The following is a 13684-nucleotide window of genomic DNA, read 5'->3' as shown; positions in this document are numbered from 1 at the left end:
CGCGCGCTCAGCGCAGCCGCTTCAGCAGGCTCTCGGAGGCGAAGCCGTCCACCGGCAGGCCGTTGGCCTGCTGGTAGCTACGGATCGCGGCGATGGAGTTCGGGCCGATGATGCCGTCGGCGCCACCGGTGTCGTAGCCCAGCGCGGTGAGGCGGCGCTGGATCTCCGAGCGCTCGGCGCGCTTGAGCGCCCGGCCCGTCGCCATCTTGGTCCTGAGCGGCCCCGCGCCGGCGATCCGGTCGCCCAGATGCCCCACGCCGATCGCGTAGGCATCGGCGGCGTTGTAGCGCTTGATCACGTCGAAATTGCGGAAGGTCATGAAGGCCGCGCCCTGCGCGCCCTCGGGCACGAGGATCTCGGCGGCACCGAAATCACCGATCCGCCCGCCGCTGGCGGCCTGCACGCCCAGACTCTGCCATTCGGCCGCGCTCTTCTTCGTGCCGCCCGCGAGGCCGTAGTTGAAGCCTTGCGGCAGCACCACCTCGACCCCCCAGGGCTGGCCCTTGCGCCAGCCGAAATTCGACAGGTACTTGGCCGTCGAGGCGAGCCCGTCGGTCGGGTCGTCCGACCAGATGTCGCGGCGGCCGTCGCCTCGGAAATCGGCGGCATAGGCCTCGTAGCTCGTCGGGATGAACTGGGTATGGCCCATCGCCCCGGCCCAGCTGCCCTTCATGTTCTCTGGGCTGACATCGCCGTTCTGCAGGATCTTCAGCGCCGAGGTGAGTTGCTGCTCGAAGAAGCGGCCGCGCCGCCCCTCATAGGCCAGCGTCGCCAGAGCCGAGACCACCGGTACGTCGCCGCGTCGCTTGCCGAAATTGCTCTCCATGCCCCAGACCGCGAGCACGGTCTGCCGGTCGACGCCGTAACGGGCCTCGATCTCCGACAGCAGGCTCGAATATTGCGACAGCATCGCCCGCCCGGTCTCGACGCGCGTGTCGGAGGCGGCGGTGGAGAGGTATTCGCCGAGCGTCTTGGTGAATTCGGCCTGGTTACGATCCTTCTCGATCACGCCGGGGATGTAGCCCGCGGAGGCGAAGGCACGATCGAAGGTGGCGCCGGAAACGCCGGCCGAGAGCGCGCGGGGGCGATAGCCCGCGACCCAGTTGGAAAAGCCGGCATTGGGGCGGGGGCGCATGTTCTCGTCCATCTGTTCCGCACGGGCCGGAGGGCGAGGCGAACTGTCGAGGGGGCCCGAGACCGCCCCGCATGATGCCAAGGCCGCGAGTGCGAGGCCCAGAAGGCCCGCCCGTGGAAGTGTCGTCAAGATCCGCACCGACTGCTCCTTTTCGTTTGTGGCAGCACTACCGCGATGCGGGTGAGTCGCCACAGGGGGACGGGGCGGGGCGGCGGGAAACCGCTCAGTCGCGCGGCTCATCCGGACAGCGGACCTGCGGCCCGGATCATCTCGGCATGGGCGCGCGCGATCTCAAGGTCGCGCCCGGCACCGAGCAGCGCCATCACCCTTCCGTCCTTGAGGTAGCGGGCGGTGAAATCGGCCGTGGGGTCGCCGTCTATACGGATCTCGTCCCAGCCCTCGGCATGGCCCAGATAACGGTACTGCCGCCCCAGAGCAGTCCAGAAGAAGGGGACGTCGATCTCGCTCGCGGGCTTGCCGAGCATGGCGCGGGCCGCGCGGGCGCCGTGCTGACGCGCGACACGCCAATGCTCGATCCGGACCCGGCCCCATGGCGTCGGTACGCGCGCCACGTCGCCAGCGGCCCAGACGCCGTCCAGACCCTCGACGGCGAGGTCCGGCCCGGTGCGCAGCCCGCCATCCTCATCGGGCGACAGCCCCTCGATCGCGGTGGCCGGGCGGACGCCGATCGCGAGCAATACCAGATTGGCCTGCAGCCGCTCGCCGTTTTCGAGCCGCACCGCCGAGACGCGACCCTCGCCCTCGAAGCCCGCGACGTTGGCGCCCGTGACGAAGCGTACGCCCTTGGCCTCGTGCTCGGCGCGGATCGCACGCCCGATCTCCTCGCCGATGATCTTCGCGAGAGGCGTCTCCTCGCGCAGCACCACCGTCACCTCCAACCCGCGCTTGGCAAAGCTCAGCGCCGCCTCCAGCCCGGTGAAGCCACCGCCGACCACCACCACGCGCTTGGCCTCACCGGCGGCGCGGGTAAGGATCTCGGCCTGCTGCCGCGAGCGCAGGTGGTGCAGCCCGCCGAGATCGGCGCCGGGCAGGTCGAGCAGGTTGGCGGTGCCGCCGGTGGCGATCAGCAGCGCGTCATAGCCATGAGTTGCGCCGGTCTCGGTGCGGATCTCCTTCGCGGCGGCGTCGATCGCTGCCACGCGTCCCTCGACAAGGTCAATGTCGCGCTCGGCCAGTGCTTCGGGCGGGGTGAGGGTGAGATGGCGTGGCAGTTCGCTGCTCGCCAGCACTCCCTTGCTGAGCAGCGTCCGGTCATAGGGCGGTTGCCCCTCCGGCGAGATCATCGAGATCGATCCCTCGAAGCCTTCCTCGCGCAGCGTCAGGGCACATGCATCGGCAGCCGCCCCGGTGCCAGCGATGACGACGCGGCGCGCCTCCTTGCCGCGCCGGACATGCGCCGGGGCGGGGTGGGGGTCGGCCGCCTCCGGCACCTCCACGAAGACATGGCCGTCGCGGTGCTCCACCGCGTAGCGGCGCAGGTCGCCATGGCCCGGCGGCTGCGTCTGACGGCCGGAGGAGACGTCGAAACAGGCGTGGTGAAAGGCGCAGATCAGCCGGTCGCCGTCAAGATGCCCCTTGGAGAGCGGCAGGCCGAAATGCGGGCAGGCATGGGCCAGCGCCGTGACCTCCGAGCCGCGCCGGATCACCAGGATCGCGGTTTCGCCGGCCATGACCTTGAGCGGGCGGTTCTCTTCGAGATCCGCGAGTGCGCCGATATCATGCTGTGCCATGGGTCCCTCCACCGGTCGGTCACTGGGCGAACCGGCCGGGTGGGGATGGGTTCCATGCCGGGCCCTGGCCCGGCGCGGCTCAGCGCTTGCGGGTCACCTTGCGCTTTTCCTTCTTGGCCTTCACCGCGTTCTTCTTCTTGGCGATGCCGGCCTTGCGGCGCGGCGGCTTGCCGGGGCGGCGCGAGGGGCCGCGCGGCATGGTCGCGCCGTCGATCTCGACCAGTTCGGCGATCAGCCCGCCGGAGATCGGCGCCGCCTCCACGAGCCGGGCGGTCACCCGCTGCCCCAGCCCGATCACCCGGCCGCTATCCGAGCCCATCAGCGTCTGGCTCTCGGCGTCGAAGTGGAAGAACTCGTTCCCGAGCGAGCGGATCGGCACCAGCGCGTCGGCGCCGGTCTCGTCGAGCTTCACGAAGACGCCGAAGCGGGCGATGCCGCTGATCCTTCCCGGCAGCTCGACGCCGATCCGGTCGGACATGAAGGCCGCGAGGTAGCGGTCGGTGGTGTCGCGCTCGGCCAGCATGGAGCGGCGCTCGGTGTCGGAGATCTGCTTGGCGGTCTCGTCGAGCCGTTCGAGATCGGTGTCGCTGAGACCGTCCTTGCCCCAGCCATGCGCCGAGATCAGGCCGCGATGCACGATCAGGTCGGAATAGCGTCGGATCGGCGAGGTGAAATGCGCATAGTCCCTGAGCGCGAGGCCGAAATGTCCAAAATTCTCGGCATTGTAATAGGCCTGCGTCATCGAGCGCAGCGTCGCGAGGTTGATCAGCTCGTCCTGCTCGGTGCCTTCGGCCTGCGCCAGAAGCTGGTTGAGATGCGCGGTCTTGAGCACTTGGCCCTTGGCCAGCGTCAGCCCCGAGCCCTTCACCACCTCGCGTAGCGCGTCGAGCTTGTCGGGGTTGGGCTCCTCGTGGACGCGGAACAGCAGCGGCTGGCGCTTGGCGATCAGCGTCTCGGCGGCGCAGACATTGGCCAGCACCATGAATTCCTCGATCAGCCGGTGCGCGTCGAGCCGGTCCTTGAAGGAGATCGAGGTGACCTGCCCCATCTCGTTCAGCTCGATCCGCCGCTCGGGCAGGTCGAGCTCCAAGGGCTGGCGCCGCTCGCGCGCCTTCTTGAGCGCGCCATAGGCGGCCCAAAGCGGGCGCAGCACCGGGTCGAGCAACGTGGCGGCGCGGTCGGTGGGCTGACCGTCGATCGCGCTCTGCGCCTCCTCGTAGGACATCGAGGCGGCCGAGCGCATCAACGCCCGCTCGAAGCGGTGGCCGATCTTCTCGCCATTCGCGTCGATGCGGATGCGCACCGCGATCACCGCGCGCGGCACGCCTTCGTGCAGCGAGCACAGATCGCCAGAGAGCCGATCGGGCAGCATCGGCACGACCCGGTCGGGGAAATAGGTGGAATTGCCGCGCTTGCGCGCCTCGCGGTCAAGCTCCGAGCCCGGCGTCACGTAATGGGCGACGTCGGCGATGGCGACCCAGAGGATGTGGCCGCCCTCGTTGTCGGGCGCGTCGTCGGGCTGCGCCAGCACCGCGTCGTCATGGTCGCGCGCGTCGCTGGGGTCGATGGTGATCAGCGGCAGCTCGCGCAGGTCGGTGCGCCCCTTGAGCCCGGCGGGCTTCTTGCCATCGGCCTCGGCCAGCACCGCGTCGGGGAAGTGGTCCGGGATGCCGTGCTGGTGGATCGCGATGAGCGAGACGGCGCGCGGCGCGGTCGGATCGCCCAGCCGCGACATCACGCGCGCCTTGGGCAGGCCGAGACGGCCCTTGGGTCCCGACTGCTCGGCCTCGACCAGCTCGCCGTCCTTGGCGCCGTGCTCGGCGCCTTCGGGGACGATCCACTGCTTGTCGACGCCCTTGTCGATCGGCACGATGCGCCCGCCCTCGCTGGCCTTCTTGAAGATGCCGAGGATGCGCAGCGGGTTGGTACCGATCTTTCGGATCAGCCGCGCGGTATAGTCGTGCTCCTCGCCCGGCGTGGCGGTGAGCTTTGCGAGGATGCGGTCGCCCGCGCCCATGGCGGCGTCGCTCTCGCGCGGCAGGATCAGCACCTTGGGCTCCTCGCCGTCGCCGTGCCATTCGAGCGGCCGCGCCCAGAGATCGCCATCGGCATCGGGCGGCAGCACCGAGAGCACCGAGACGGGAGGCAGCCGGTCCGGGTCGCGGTAAGTCTTGCGCTTCTTCTGCAGGTGCCCTTCGTCCTCGAGCTCGCGCAGCAGGCGCTTGAGGTCGATCCGCGCCGCGCCCTTGATGCCGAAGGCACGGGCAATGTCGCGTTTCGCGGTCTGGGTCGGGTTGTCGGAGATCCATTGCAGGACCTCCTCGCGGGAGGGCAATCTGTTCATGCGCAGCAGGTAGCACGCGCATGGGGGGTCGTCACGCGATCAGGTGACCCGTCCTAGCGGTCGAGCCGCTTCTCCATGTCGCGATGCGGGATGCCGGCGTCATCGTATTCCGGGCCATAGGCGACATAGCCGAGCTTCTCGTAGAAGGGCAGGGCGTGGGTCTGGGCCGAGAGATAGAGCCGCGTCACCCCCGGGCGCGAACGCAGCGCTGCCTCGGCCTGCCGCATGATCGCCGCGCCGAGCCCGGTGCCGCGATGCTCGCGCAGCACCGCGACGCGACCGATCTTGCCGGTCTCGCCGCGGATCAGCAACCGCGCGGTACCGGCGGGCTTGCCGTCGCAGGTGGCGATGAGATGGATCGCCTCGGCGTCGAGCCCGTCCATCTCCTCGGCCTCGGAGACGTTCTGCTCCTCGATGAAGACGGTACGGCGCAGCGCGTGGCAATGGGTGAGGTCGGTGGTCTCGGTGATCTCGTGTTTCACGTGAAGTAGTCCTTGAGGATCCGGGCATAGACGGATTTCAGCCGGTGGATCTGGGCGATCTCCACCCGCTCGTCGACCTGGTGCATGGTCTGGCCGACCAGCCCGAACTCGACCACCGGGCAGTGATCCTTGACGAAGCGCGCATCCGAGGTGCCGCCCGTGGTCGAAAGCTCCGGCCGCAGCCCGGTCTCGGCCTCGACCGCCGCCGCCACCAGATCCGACAGCGGTCCCGGCGGCGTCAGGAAGGATTCGCCCGAGATCTTCACCTCGACGCCGATCTCGACGCCGAACTCATCGGCCACCCAATCGGCCTCGGCGCGCAGCCACTCGGTCAGCTTGGCGCCCGAATGCAGGTCGTTGAAGCGGATGTTGAGCGTGGCACGGGTCTGGCGCGGAATCACGTTGGTAGCGGGGTTGCCGGTGTCCATCGTCACCACCGCCAGCGTCGAGGCGTCGAAATGATCGGTGCCCTGATCGAGCGGGTGGCTCGACAACCGGTCCACCAGCCGTGCCATCGCCGGGATTGGGTTGTTCGCCCGGTGTGGATAGGCGGAATGCCCCTGCGTGCCGGTCACCGTCAGGAAGGCGTTGAGCGAGCCGCGCCGACCGATCTTGATCATGTCGCCAAAACGCTCTGGGCAGGTCGGCTCGCCGACGAGGCACAGATCCATTTTCTCGCCGGTCTCGTCCATCCAGTCGAGCAGCGCCCGGGTGCCGTCGACGCCCTCGCCCTCCTCGTCGCCGGTGATGGCGAGGATCACCGCGCCGTCGGGGGGCGTGTCCCGCACGAAGTCGATGGCGGCGGCGGCGAAGGCCGCGACGCCGGATTTCATGTCGCAGGCGCCGCGCCCATAGAGCTGGCCGTCCTTCTCCTCGGCACCGAATGGATCGACCGACCAGTCATCGCGATTGCCCACCGGTACCACGTCGGTATGGCCGTTGAAGCCAAAGCTGCGCGCCGCGCCCTTGTCGCCCCAGCGGGCGAAGAGGTTGGCGATGCCGCCGCGATCGACGCGGGTGCAGTCGAAACCGGCCGCCTCCAGCATCCCCTGCAGCAGCACCAGCGCGCCGCCCTCCTCCGGGGTGACGGAGGCGCAGCGGATCAGCCGCGCGGTCAGATCGACGGGGTCTGTGGTCTGGGACATCCGGTCACTCCTTCGGTTGAGGAAGGGGTAGCGCGGGGGAAGGGCGGTTTCAATCGGGGCTAGTGCAGCGTGTCCGTGCCGCCCTTGGCGTCCTCGAAGAACGGCGTCATCTGCGCCACGATCACCGAGTTCTCCTCGAGCGCGCGGCCCATCAGCGCGCGCTCGTCATCGTCGATGTCGTGCCCCTCGGCCAGCCGCTCGTCGAGCGTGCCATAGCCGGTGACGTCGAGCGGCGCGAGATCGGCCTGCTTGAGGATCGCCACGGTCTCGCGCACGGCCTCGGCCTCGTCGACGCCAGAGGCGTAGCACATCAGCGCGGCACCGGTGGCGCCCTCGGGCAGACCGTCGCCGGTCTTGCGGCCGACCTCGACCAGCAGCGTGTAGACCTGCTGGGTGCGCTTGGGCTTGTCCTGCTTCTGGGCCATGATCCTCTCCGTTCCCGTCCCGACGCAGGTGGCACCCATGCACGCAATGCGCAAGACCCCGCGCCATCAGCGCGGGGTCCCGAAAGTCTCATCGAGACGGCGGATCAGCCGTGCTTTTTGCCGCGGATCATCCGCGCGATGCCGATCAGGATGCAGGCGCCGATGAAGCCGGCGATCAGCGAACCCCAGAACCCGGTGAGCCCAGCGCCCATGAGGCCGAGGAGGAAATTGAACAGCATCGCCCCGAGAATGCCGAGGATGATGTTCATCAGCAGGCCCATATCGGCCTTCATGAATTTTTCGGCCAACCACCCGGCGATCGCGCCGATGATGATCGCCGTGAACCAACCCACACCGCTCATGTCGTCCACTCCAGTATTCCGACCGGTCCCCCCGGTCCTTCAGGGTCTGAACACGCGAAGGTGAGGATGCGTTCCGCGCCCCGCTCGTCTTCAACCAATCACCTCGATCGTCGCGGCGATCGCGTAGACCCCCAGCATGGCGACGCTCTCGAAGCCGATCCGGGCCGGGCCCTCGCGCTGCCGGGCGATCAGGCCGGCCAGCAGGATCCCGGTCATCAGCAACCCGGTGCCGAGCCAGTAGAGATCGGTGGTGCCCACCGCGTGGTAGAGCGACCCTTCGCGGAAACTCAGATCGGAGGCCACGAGGAACAGCGTGTCGAAGGTGTTGCCGCCGATGATGCCGCCCACCGCGAGCTGCAAGGCGCCGCGCCGCACCGCGACGATCGTGGTGACGAACTCGGGCAGCGAGGTGACGACGGCGGTGATCAGCGACCCGACCAGGCTGGACCGCAGGCCGAAGCGTTCGATGAAGGCGCCGCCGACCTGGCTGATGACCCAGCCGCCGAGGCCCATCACCGCGACCAGCGCCGCGAAACGCAGCGCTGGCCCGGTGACGGAGCGGTTTGCCTCCTCCTCGTCCTCGGGCTCGTCGGTGCGGGTTTCGGAGGTCATCACCGGACGCCACATCGGGTGCTCCGACACCTGGGCCGAGAGCCGCACCCCGTAGAGATAGGCGAGGAACAGCGCCACCGAGACCGGGTGCACCCCGAGATAGGAGACGTCGGGCCCGGCGATGGCGCAAAGCGGCAGGCTGAGCAGGACCATCAGCATCACCGCCTGGATCAGGTTGGCGGGCTCGGCCGCTGCGTGCTCGAGATTGGCACGGCGATAGATCAGGTCGGCGATGGCGAGGAACAGGGTCTGCGCCGCGATCCCTCCGACCGCGTTCGAGAAGGCGAAGGAGGCGTCGCCATCCAGCGCGGCGTTGACCGAGACCACCACCCCTGCCAGCGAGGTTGCGCCGCCGAGGATGATGCCGCCGGCCATCGCCTCGCCCATGGAGGTGCGGTCGGCGATGATGTCGGCGAGCCGCGTGGCGCGGATCGATGAATAGATGACGGCCGCCCCCGCGAGAGCGAAGACGGCCAGCAGATAGGGCAGGGGCAGGTTCTGGATCATGCCTTCCCAAGGGTCGCGGCGGCGGCACGGTTCCACCCCACCGCCGCCGCGACCCCGGGATCAGTCGCGCAGCAACTCGTTGATGCCGGTTTTGGAGCGGGTCTGGGCATCGACCTTCTTGACGATCACGGCGCAGTAGAGGTTCACGCCGCCCTTCGAGGGCAGCGAGCCCGAGACCACGACCGAATAGGGTGGGATCTCGCCATAGGTGACCTCGCCGGTCTCGCGGTCGAAGATCTTGGTCGACTTGCCGATATAGACGCCCATGCCCAGCACCGAGCCCTCGCGCACGATGCAGCCCTCGACCACCTCGGAGCGCGCGCCGATGAAGCAGTTGTCCTCGATGATGGTCGGGTCGGCCTGCAGCGGCTCGAGCACGCCGCCGATGCCGACGCCGCCCGACAGGTGCACGTTCTTACCGATCTGCGCGCAGGAGCCGACCGTGGCCCAGGTGTCGACCATCGTGCCCGAATCGACATAGGCGCCGAGGTTCACGAAGGAGGGCATCAGCACAACGCCCGGCGCGATATAGGCGGATTTGCGGACCACGGCGTTGGGCACGGCGCGAAAGCCCGCATCGCGCCAGCGGTTCTCGCCCCAGCCGGCGAACTTGCTGTCGACCTTGTCCCACCAGCCGCCGCCCTGCGGACCGCCGGGCTGCATTTCCATGTCCTTGATGCGGAAGCCCAGGAGCACCGCCTTCTTGGCCCACTGGTTCACGTGCCAGTCGTCGCCGCGCTTTTCGGCAACCCGCAGCGTGCCCGAATCCAGCGCGTCGAGCGTGTCGAGGATGGCTTCGCGGGTCTCGCCGCCGGTCGCGGGGGTGATCGTGTCGCGCGCCTCCCAGGCGGCCTCGATCGCGGTTTCGAGCTGGGCAGTGTTCGTATCGGCCATGGGACGGGCTCCGGTTTGTGATGCGGCTCGGGGGCGGCTATAGACCGGATGCGGCAATCGGCGCAACGCGCCCCGGGGTAAGGGAACGGCATGACCAAGGACAGACGACACCTGATGCGCGACAGCCAGGAGGACCAGCGCACCGCAGGACAGGTGCCCCAGACGCCGCAGACCATGTCGCCCTCCTACCGCCTGGCCTTTGCCGACGAGCAGTTCCTGCTGCGCGACGACCTTCGCCCGGTGCGCTGGCAGCTCGAACTTCTGAAGCCCGAGCTGCTGATGAACGAGGCCGGGGTGAACTCGACCGTGGTGCTGTTCGGCGGCGCCCGCATTCCCGAGCCCGCGAAGAAGCACACCGCCCGCACCGAGACGCTGGCGGAACTGTCGGCCTTCTACGAGGAGGCGCGGCTATTCGCGCGCCGGGTCACCGAGTGGTCCCTGCAATCGGGCGGCACCGAGAACGTCATCGTCACGGGCGGCGGCCCCGGCGTGATGGAGGCGGGCAATCGCGGCGCGCAGGAGGCGGGGGGCCGTTCGGTCGGCCTCAACATCGTGCTGCCGCATGAGCAGGCGCCGAACCCCTATGTGACGCCGGAGCTAGCGTTCAACTTCCACTACTTCGCAATCCGCAAGATGCATTTCCTGATGCGCGCCAAGGCGGTCTGCGTGTTCCCCGGCGGCTTCGGCACGCTTGACGAGCTGTTCGAGGCGCTGACGTTGATCCAGACCGGGCGGATGAAGCGGGTGCCGTTCCTGCTGTTCGGCCGCGCCTTCTGGGAGAAGATCGTCGACTGGCAGGCGCTGGCCGATGCCGGCACCATCGCCGACGAGGACCTGCAGCTGTTCAAGTTCGTGGAAACCGCCGAAGAGGCCTTCGAGGCAATGCGCACATGGACCCATGCTGGCGAGCGTCGCGAACACATCCCGGGCCGGGACGAGTAGGAGCCAGCCGCAGGATTTGCGTATTTGAAGAAAGATGAAAGGGTGCGGCGCTCCCGGGGATAGGGCAGGGCCCCCCAAGTCCATCTTTCCGAAAATACGCATGGCGCCGCACCGGCCATGCGCGCGCCCCTCAGGCTTTGGAGACCTCGGAGTGGCCCTTGAGCACCTCGTCGCCATCCTCCTGCTCGATCAGGTAGGCGGGGTCGTCCTCGCTGGCGTTCCGGGTGATCTCGGCCCCCGAGATCGTCCTGGTGATCTTCTGATGGTAGACCTTGGTAATCTTGCCGGTCCCGGTGCCGTTGCCCCAGTTCCACTTCACCTTGTCGCCTTCGGAATAGCTCATGGCCGTGCCTCCTGTCGCGGATGCACGGCCAACGGCCCGGCGATAGGGATGTTCCCGCGTCAGGCGGTCGCGCGGCGCACCGGTTGCTGCCCGCCTTGGGCCCGCGCCTGCGCCGCCGCCTGCGACAGCATGCGCAATTCGGCCTGATTGCGGCCGATCCGCATGCGCAGCGCCTCGGGCAGCTCTTCCGGCGTCTTGCCCTGCGCCTGCGCGGCCAGCTCGCGGGTCTGCGCCATCAGCGCCGTGGCGCGCATCTCGCGATTGGCCTTGGAGCGAGCCGGGACGAGGAACAGCGGTGTCAGCGTCTTCAACTCGGGCTTTTCGGCCACCAGCGCGTCATAGCCCTCTTGGTCCTTGATCGCCGTGATCTCGTGGTGGAAACCGATCTGACCGGGCAGCAGCAGATAGGCCTGCAGGTTGCGGCTGGCATTGCGCAGCCGCAGCACCGAATGCTCCACATGCATTTTGAGCGCGTAGGAGGCCACCGGCTTGAGCGGGTCGAACTCCTTGGGCAGGGTCTTCTGCGGCATCCCCAGAAGCCGCGCCATCGCCTTGAGCACGTCGAGGGTCGATTTCACGCCGAGCGCCTTCAGGAATCGCTCGCCGGAGGTTTTCGACGCGCTCTCGTTCTTCTCGAGCCCGTCGCCGCGGGCCACGTAGAAGGAGATGCCGTTGGCAAGCGGGATCGCTCCGGTCTGGGTCACCGGGCCGGTGAACTTGCCCTCCTGCGCGCCTGCCTCCCAAGCGTAGACGTCGCGCCAGACCGCCTTGGCGATCACCGGGTCGGAGAGAATCGCCTCGCGCAGGCTCCCCTCCACCGCCGCCACCTCGAACTCGATCCCGTTGAGCTTGATCTGCACTGCTCTCTCCCCTCGTGGCGCGGTGTGTCCGGCGCCTTATCCCTGAACTTCGGCCGCGATCTCGGCGCGGCTCTTGCGGGCGCGCTCGGTCGCGGATTTGAGCTGGCCGCAAGCGGCCATGATGTCCTCGCCGCGCGGCGTGCGGATCGGGCTGGCATAGCCCGCCTTGTAGATGATGTCTGCGAAGGCGCGGATCCGGTTGTTGGACGAGCGCTCATAGGGCGAGCCGGGCCATTCGTTGAAGGGGATCAGGTTGATCTTGGCCGGGATGCCCTCGATCAGCGTCACCAGCCGCCGCGCATCCTCGTCGCTGTCATTCACGTCCTTGAGCATCACGTATTCGAAGGTGATGCGTTCGGAGTTCGACAGCTTGGGATAGGCGCGGAGCGCCTCCAGAAGCTTCTCAATGTTCCATTTCTTGTTGATCGGCACCAGCTTGTCGCGCACCTCGTCGGTGGTGGCGTGGAAGCTGACCGCGAGCATGCAGCCGATCTCTTCGGCAGTGCGGGCGATCTCGGGCACGACGCCGGAGGTCGACAGGGTGATCCGGCGGCGCGACAGGGCGATGCCCTCGCCATCCATGGCGATCTTCATCGCATCGCGCACGCCCTCGAAATTGTAGAGCGGCTCGCCCATGCCCATCAGCACGATGTTCGACAGAAGCCGCCGCTCTTCCTTGGGCACGCCGGGGCGCGGCCACTCGGCAAGGTCGTCGCGCACCAGCATCACCTGGCCAATGATCTCGCCGGGCGTCAGGTTGCGCACCAGCTTCTGGGTGCCGGTGTGGCAGAACGAGCAGGTCAGGGTGCAGCCCACCTGGGACGAGATGCACAGCGTGCCGCGCTCGTCCTCGGGGATGTAGACGGTCTCGACCTCGTGCCCCCCGGCAATCCGGACGAGGTATTTACGGGTGCCGTCAGTCGAAACCTGCTTCGAGACGATTTCGGGCAGCCCGATGGTGAAGTTGGCGGCCAGAAGCTCGCGATAGGGTTTGGCGAGGTTGGTCATCTCGTCGAAGCTGCGCACGCCCCAGTGATAGATCCACTGCCAGATCTGGTTCACCCGCATCTTCGCCTGTTTCTCGGGCGTGCCCGCCGCGATCAGCGCATCGCGCATCGCCTCGCGGCGCATGCCGACGAGGTTTGGCAGGCCTTCGGCGGCCTTGCGCGGGATGGTCATCACGTCCTGGGTGATCGGGGCGGTTGCGGTCATCGGGGTACCTCGGGGCCGGGGGTGCCCGGCTCATATGGGAAAGCGGGCCCGGTCATCAAGGAAAACCGGCCCCGCTTCTGTATATCATGCCATGCCCCGAAGGGCGCGGAATCAGCTGGTGCAGCGTTTCGCCGCCTCGTCCACCGCGGCGGTGAAGCCCAGGAGCGAGAAGGTGTCCTTGGTCTGGGTGCCACGGCCCGACACGCCGGTCAGCGTCGCCTCGGCACCGCGCTTCAGCGCCGCGACGATGGCCGCGTCGTCCTGCGGCGTCGCGGGCCAGGCCCAGTCGCCCTCGGTGAAGAGCTGGAAGTCCTGCCCGCCCACCTCGAGCGTCACGGTGGAGCCGGAGGCGAAGGGGTAACCACCGGTGAAGGTCACCTGCCCGTTCACGCCCTGCGCCGGACGGTAAAACACGAAGAGCAGCGTTTCGCCGCGATTCACGGTGACCGGCTGGCCATCCTTGGTGTTGAGCTGGCTCTTGGGGGCCGAGACGCCGAAGCACTCGACGGGATCGGTTTCCTGAAACACGCTCCAATCGGTTTCCGCGGCGACGCGGTTCGACGCCTCCTGCGCGACGGCGCTCGTGGCGGCGGCGCCGATGAGCGCACCTGCCGTCAGGGACCCGAACGCGCGGAAAAGTCGTGACATCATTTAGCAGCCTCCAGCTGTC

14 protein-coding genes are annotated in these 13684 nt (G+C 68.2%); 1 reads left to right on the top strand and 13 read right to left on the bottom strand.

What is annotated here, in order from left to right; genetic code table 11:
- Positions 1-7 precede the first annotated feature (7 nt).
- The 9 genes from LOS8367_RS03830 to dapD all read right to left on the bottom strand — a co-directional run bounded on the left by LOS8367_RS03830 (position 8) and on the right by dapD (position 9657).
- A complete protein-coding gene (locus LOS8367_RS03830; RefSeq protein WP_370163143.1) occupies positions 8-1264 on the bottom strand; it encodes a lytic murein transglycosylase in 1257 nt (418 codons plus the stop codon).
- Between the two features lie 107 nt (positions 1265-1371).
- Entirely contained in the window at positions 1372-2886 is a 1515-nt protein-coding gene (locus tag LOS8367_RS03825) for an FAD-dependent oxidoreductase (protein WP_085895126.1), read from the bottom strand.
- Positions 2887-2965: 79 nt separating this feature from the next.
- Complete coding sequence (gene rnr / locus LOS8367_RS03820) at positions 2966-5230, bottom strand: ribonuclease R (RefSeq protein ID WP_085895125.1); 2265 nt, start codon at positions 5228-5230, stop codon at positions 2966-2968.
- 53 nt (positions 5231-5283) lie between these two features.
- Positions 5284-5712, bottom strand: a complete 429-nt coding sequence (locus LOS8367_RS03815) for a GNAT family N-acetyltransferase (protein ID WP_085895124.1) — start codon at positions 5710-5712, stop codon at positions 5284-5286.
- Entirely contained in the window at positions 5709-6857 is a 1149-nt protein-coding gene (dapE, locus tag LOS8367_RS03810; protein WP_085895123.1) for a succinyl-diaminopimelate desuccinylase, read from the bottom strand. Before dapE ends, LOS8367_RS03815 begins: the two co-directional genes overlap by 4 nt.
- A 59-nt stretch (positions 6858-6916) precedes the next feature.
- Complete coding sequence (locus tag LOS8367_RS03805; RefSeq protein WP_085895122.1) at positions 6917-7282, bottom strand: DUF8846 family protein; 366 nt, start codon at positions 7280-7282, stop codon at positions 6917-6919.
- A 104-nt stretch (positions 7283-7386) separates the two neighbouring features.
- Entirely contained in the window at positions 7387-7644 is a 258-nt protein-coding gene (locus LOS8367_RS03800; protein ID WP_085895457.1) for a GlsB/YeaQ/YmgE family stress response membrane protein, read from the bottom strand.
- Positions 7645-7734: 90 nt separating this feature from the next.
- Positions 7735-8763, bottom strand: a complete 1029-nt coding sequence (locus LOS8367_RS03795) for a sodium:calcium antiporter (protein ID WP_085895121.1) — start codon at positions 8761-8763, stop codon at positions 7735-7737.
- Positions 8764-8823: 60 nt separating this feature from the next.
- Positions 8824-9657 (bottom strand): 2,3,4,5-tetrahydropyridine-2,6-dicarboxylate N-succinyltransferase, encoded by an 834-nt coding sequence (dapD, locus tag LOS8367_RS03790; protein WP_085895120.1) that lies wholly within the window; start codon positions 9655-9657, stop codon positions 8824-8826.
- Positions 9658-9747: 90 nt separating this feature from the next.
- On the opposite strand from dapD, the gene LOS8367_RS03785 reads away from it, so the two are divergent.
- The gene (locus LOS8367_RS03785; protein ID WP_085895119.1) at positions 9748-10599 is read left to right on the top strand and encodes an LOG family protein; all 852 of its coding nucleotides are present in this window, start codon (positions 9748-9750) and stop codon (positions 10597-10599) included.
- Positions 10600-10729: 130 nt separating this feature from the next.
- Here LOS8367_RS03785 and LOS8367_RS03780 read toward each other — a convergent pair whose 3' ends face one another.
- The 4 genes from LOS8367_RS03780 to LOS8367_RS03765 form a co-directional block, all read right to left on the bottom strand.
- Positions 10730-10942 (bottom strand): hypervirulence associated TUDOR domain-containing protein, encoded by a 213-nt coding sequence (locus tag LOS8367_RS03780; protein WP_085895118.1) that lies wholly within the window; start codon positions 10940-10942, stop codon positions 10730-10732.
- 59 nt (positions 10943-11001) lie between these two features.
- Positions 11002-11802, bottom strand: coding sequence for a hypothetical protein (locus LOS8367_RS03775; protein ID WP_085895117.1), 801 nt, complete (start codon positions 11800-11802; stop codon positions 11002-11004).
- 36 nt (positions 11803-11838) lie between these two features.
- Positions 11839-13014, bottom strand: a complete 1176-nt coding sequence (gene rlmN, locus LOS8367_RS03770) for a dual-specificity RNA methyltransferase RlmN (RefSeq protein WP_085895116.1) — start codon at positions 13012-13014, stop codon at positions 11839-11841.
- A gap of 111 nt (positions 13015-13125) precedes the next feature.
- Positions 13126-13665, bottom strand: coding sequence for an invasion associated locus B family protein (locus LOS8367_RS03765; protein ID WP_085895115.1), 540 nt, complete (start codon positions 13663-13665; stop codon positions 13126-13128).
- Positions 13666-13684 lie beyond the last annotated feature (19 nt).

Source organism: Limimaricola soesokkakensis, from assembly GCF_900172345.1.
In the GTDB taxonomy this organism is placed as follows: domain Bacteria; phylum Pseudomonadota; class Alphaproteobacteria; order Rhodobacterales; family Rhodobacteraceae; genus Limimaricola; species Limimaricola soesokkakensis.
The sequence above is the reverse complement of the archived record's forward strand: the minus strand, read 5'-3'. Positions and strand labels throughout refer to the sequence as shown.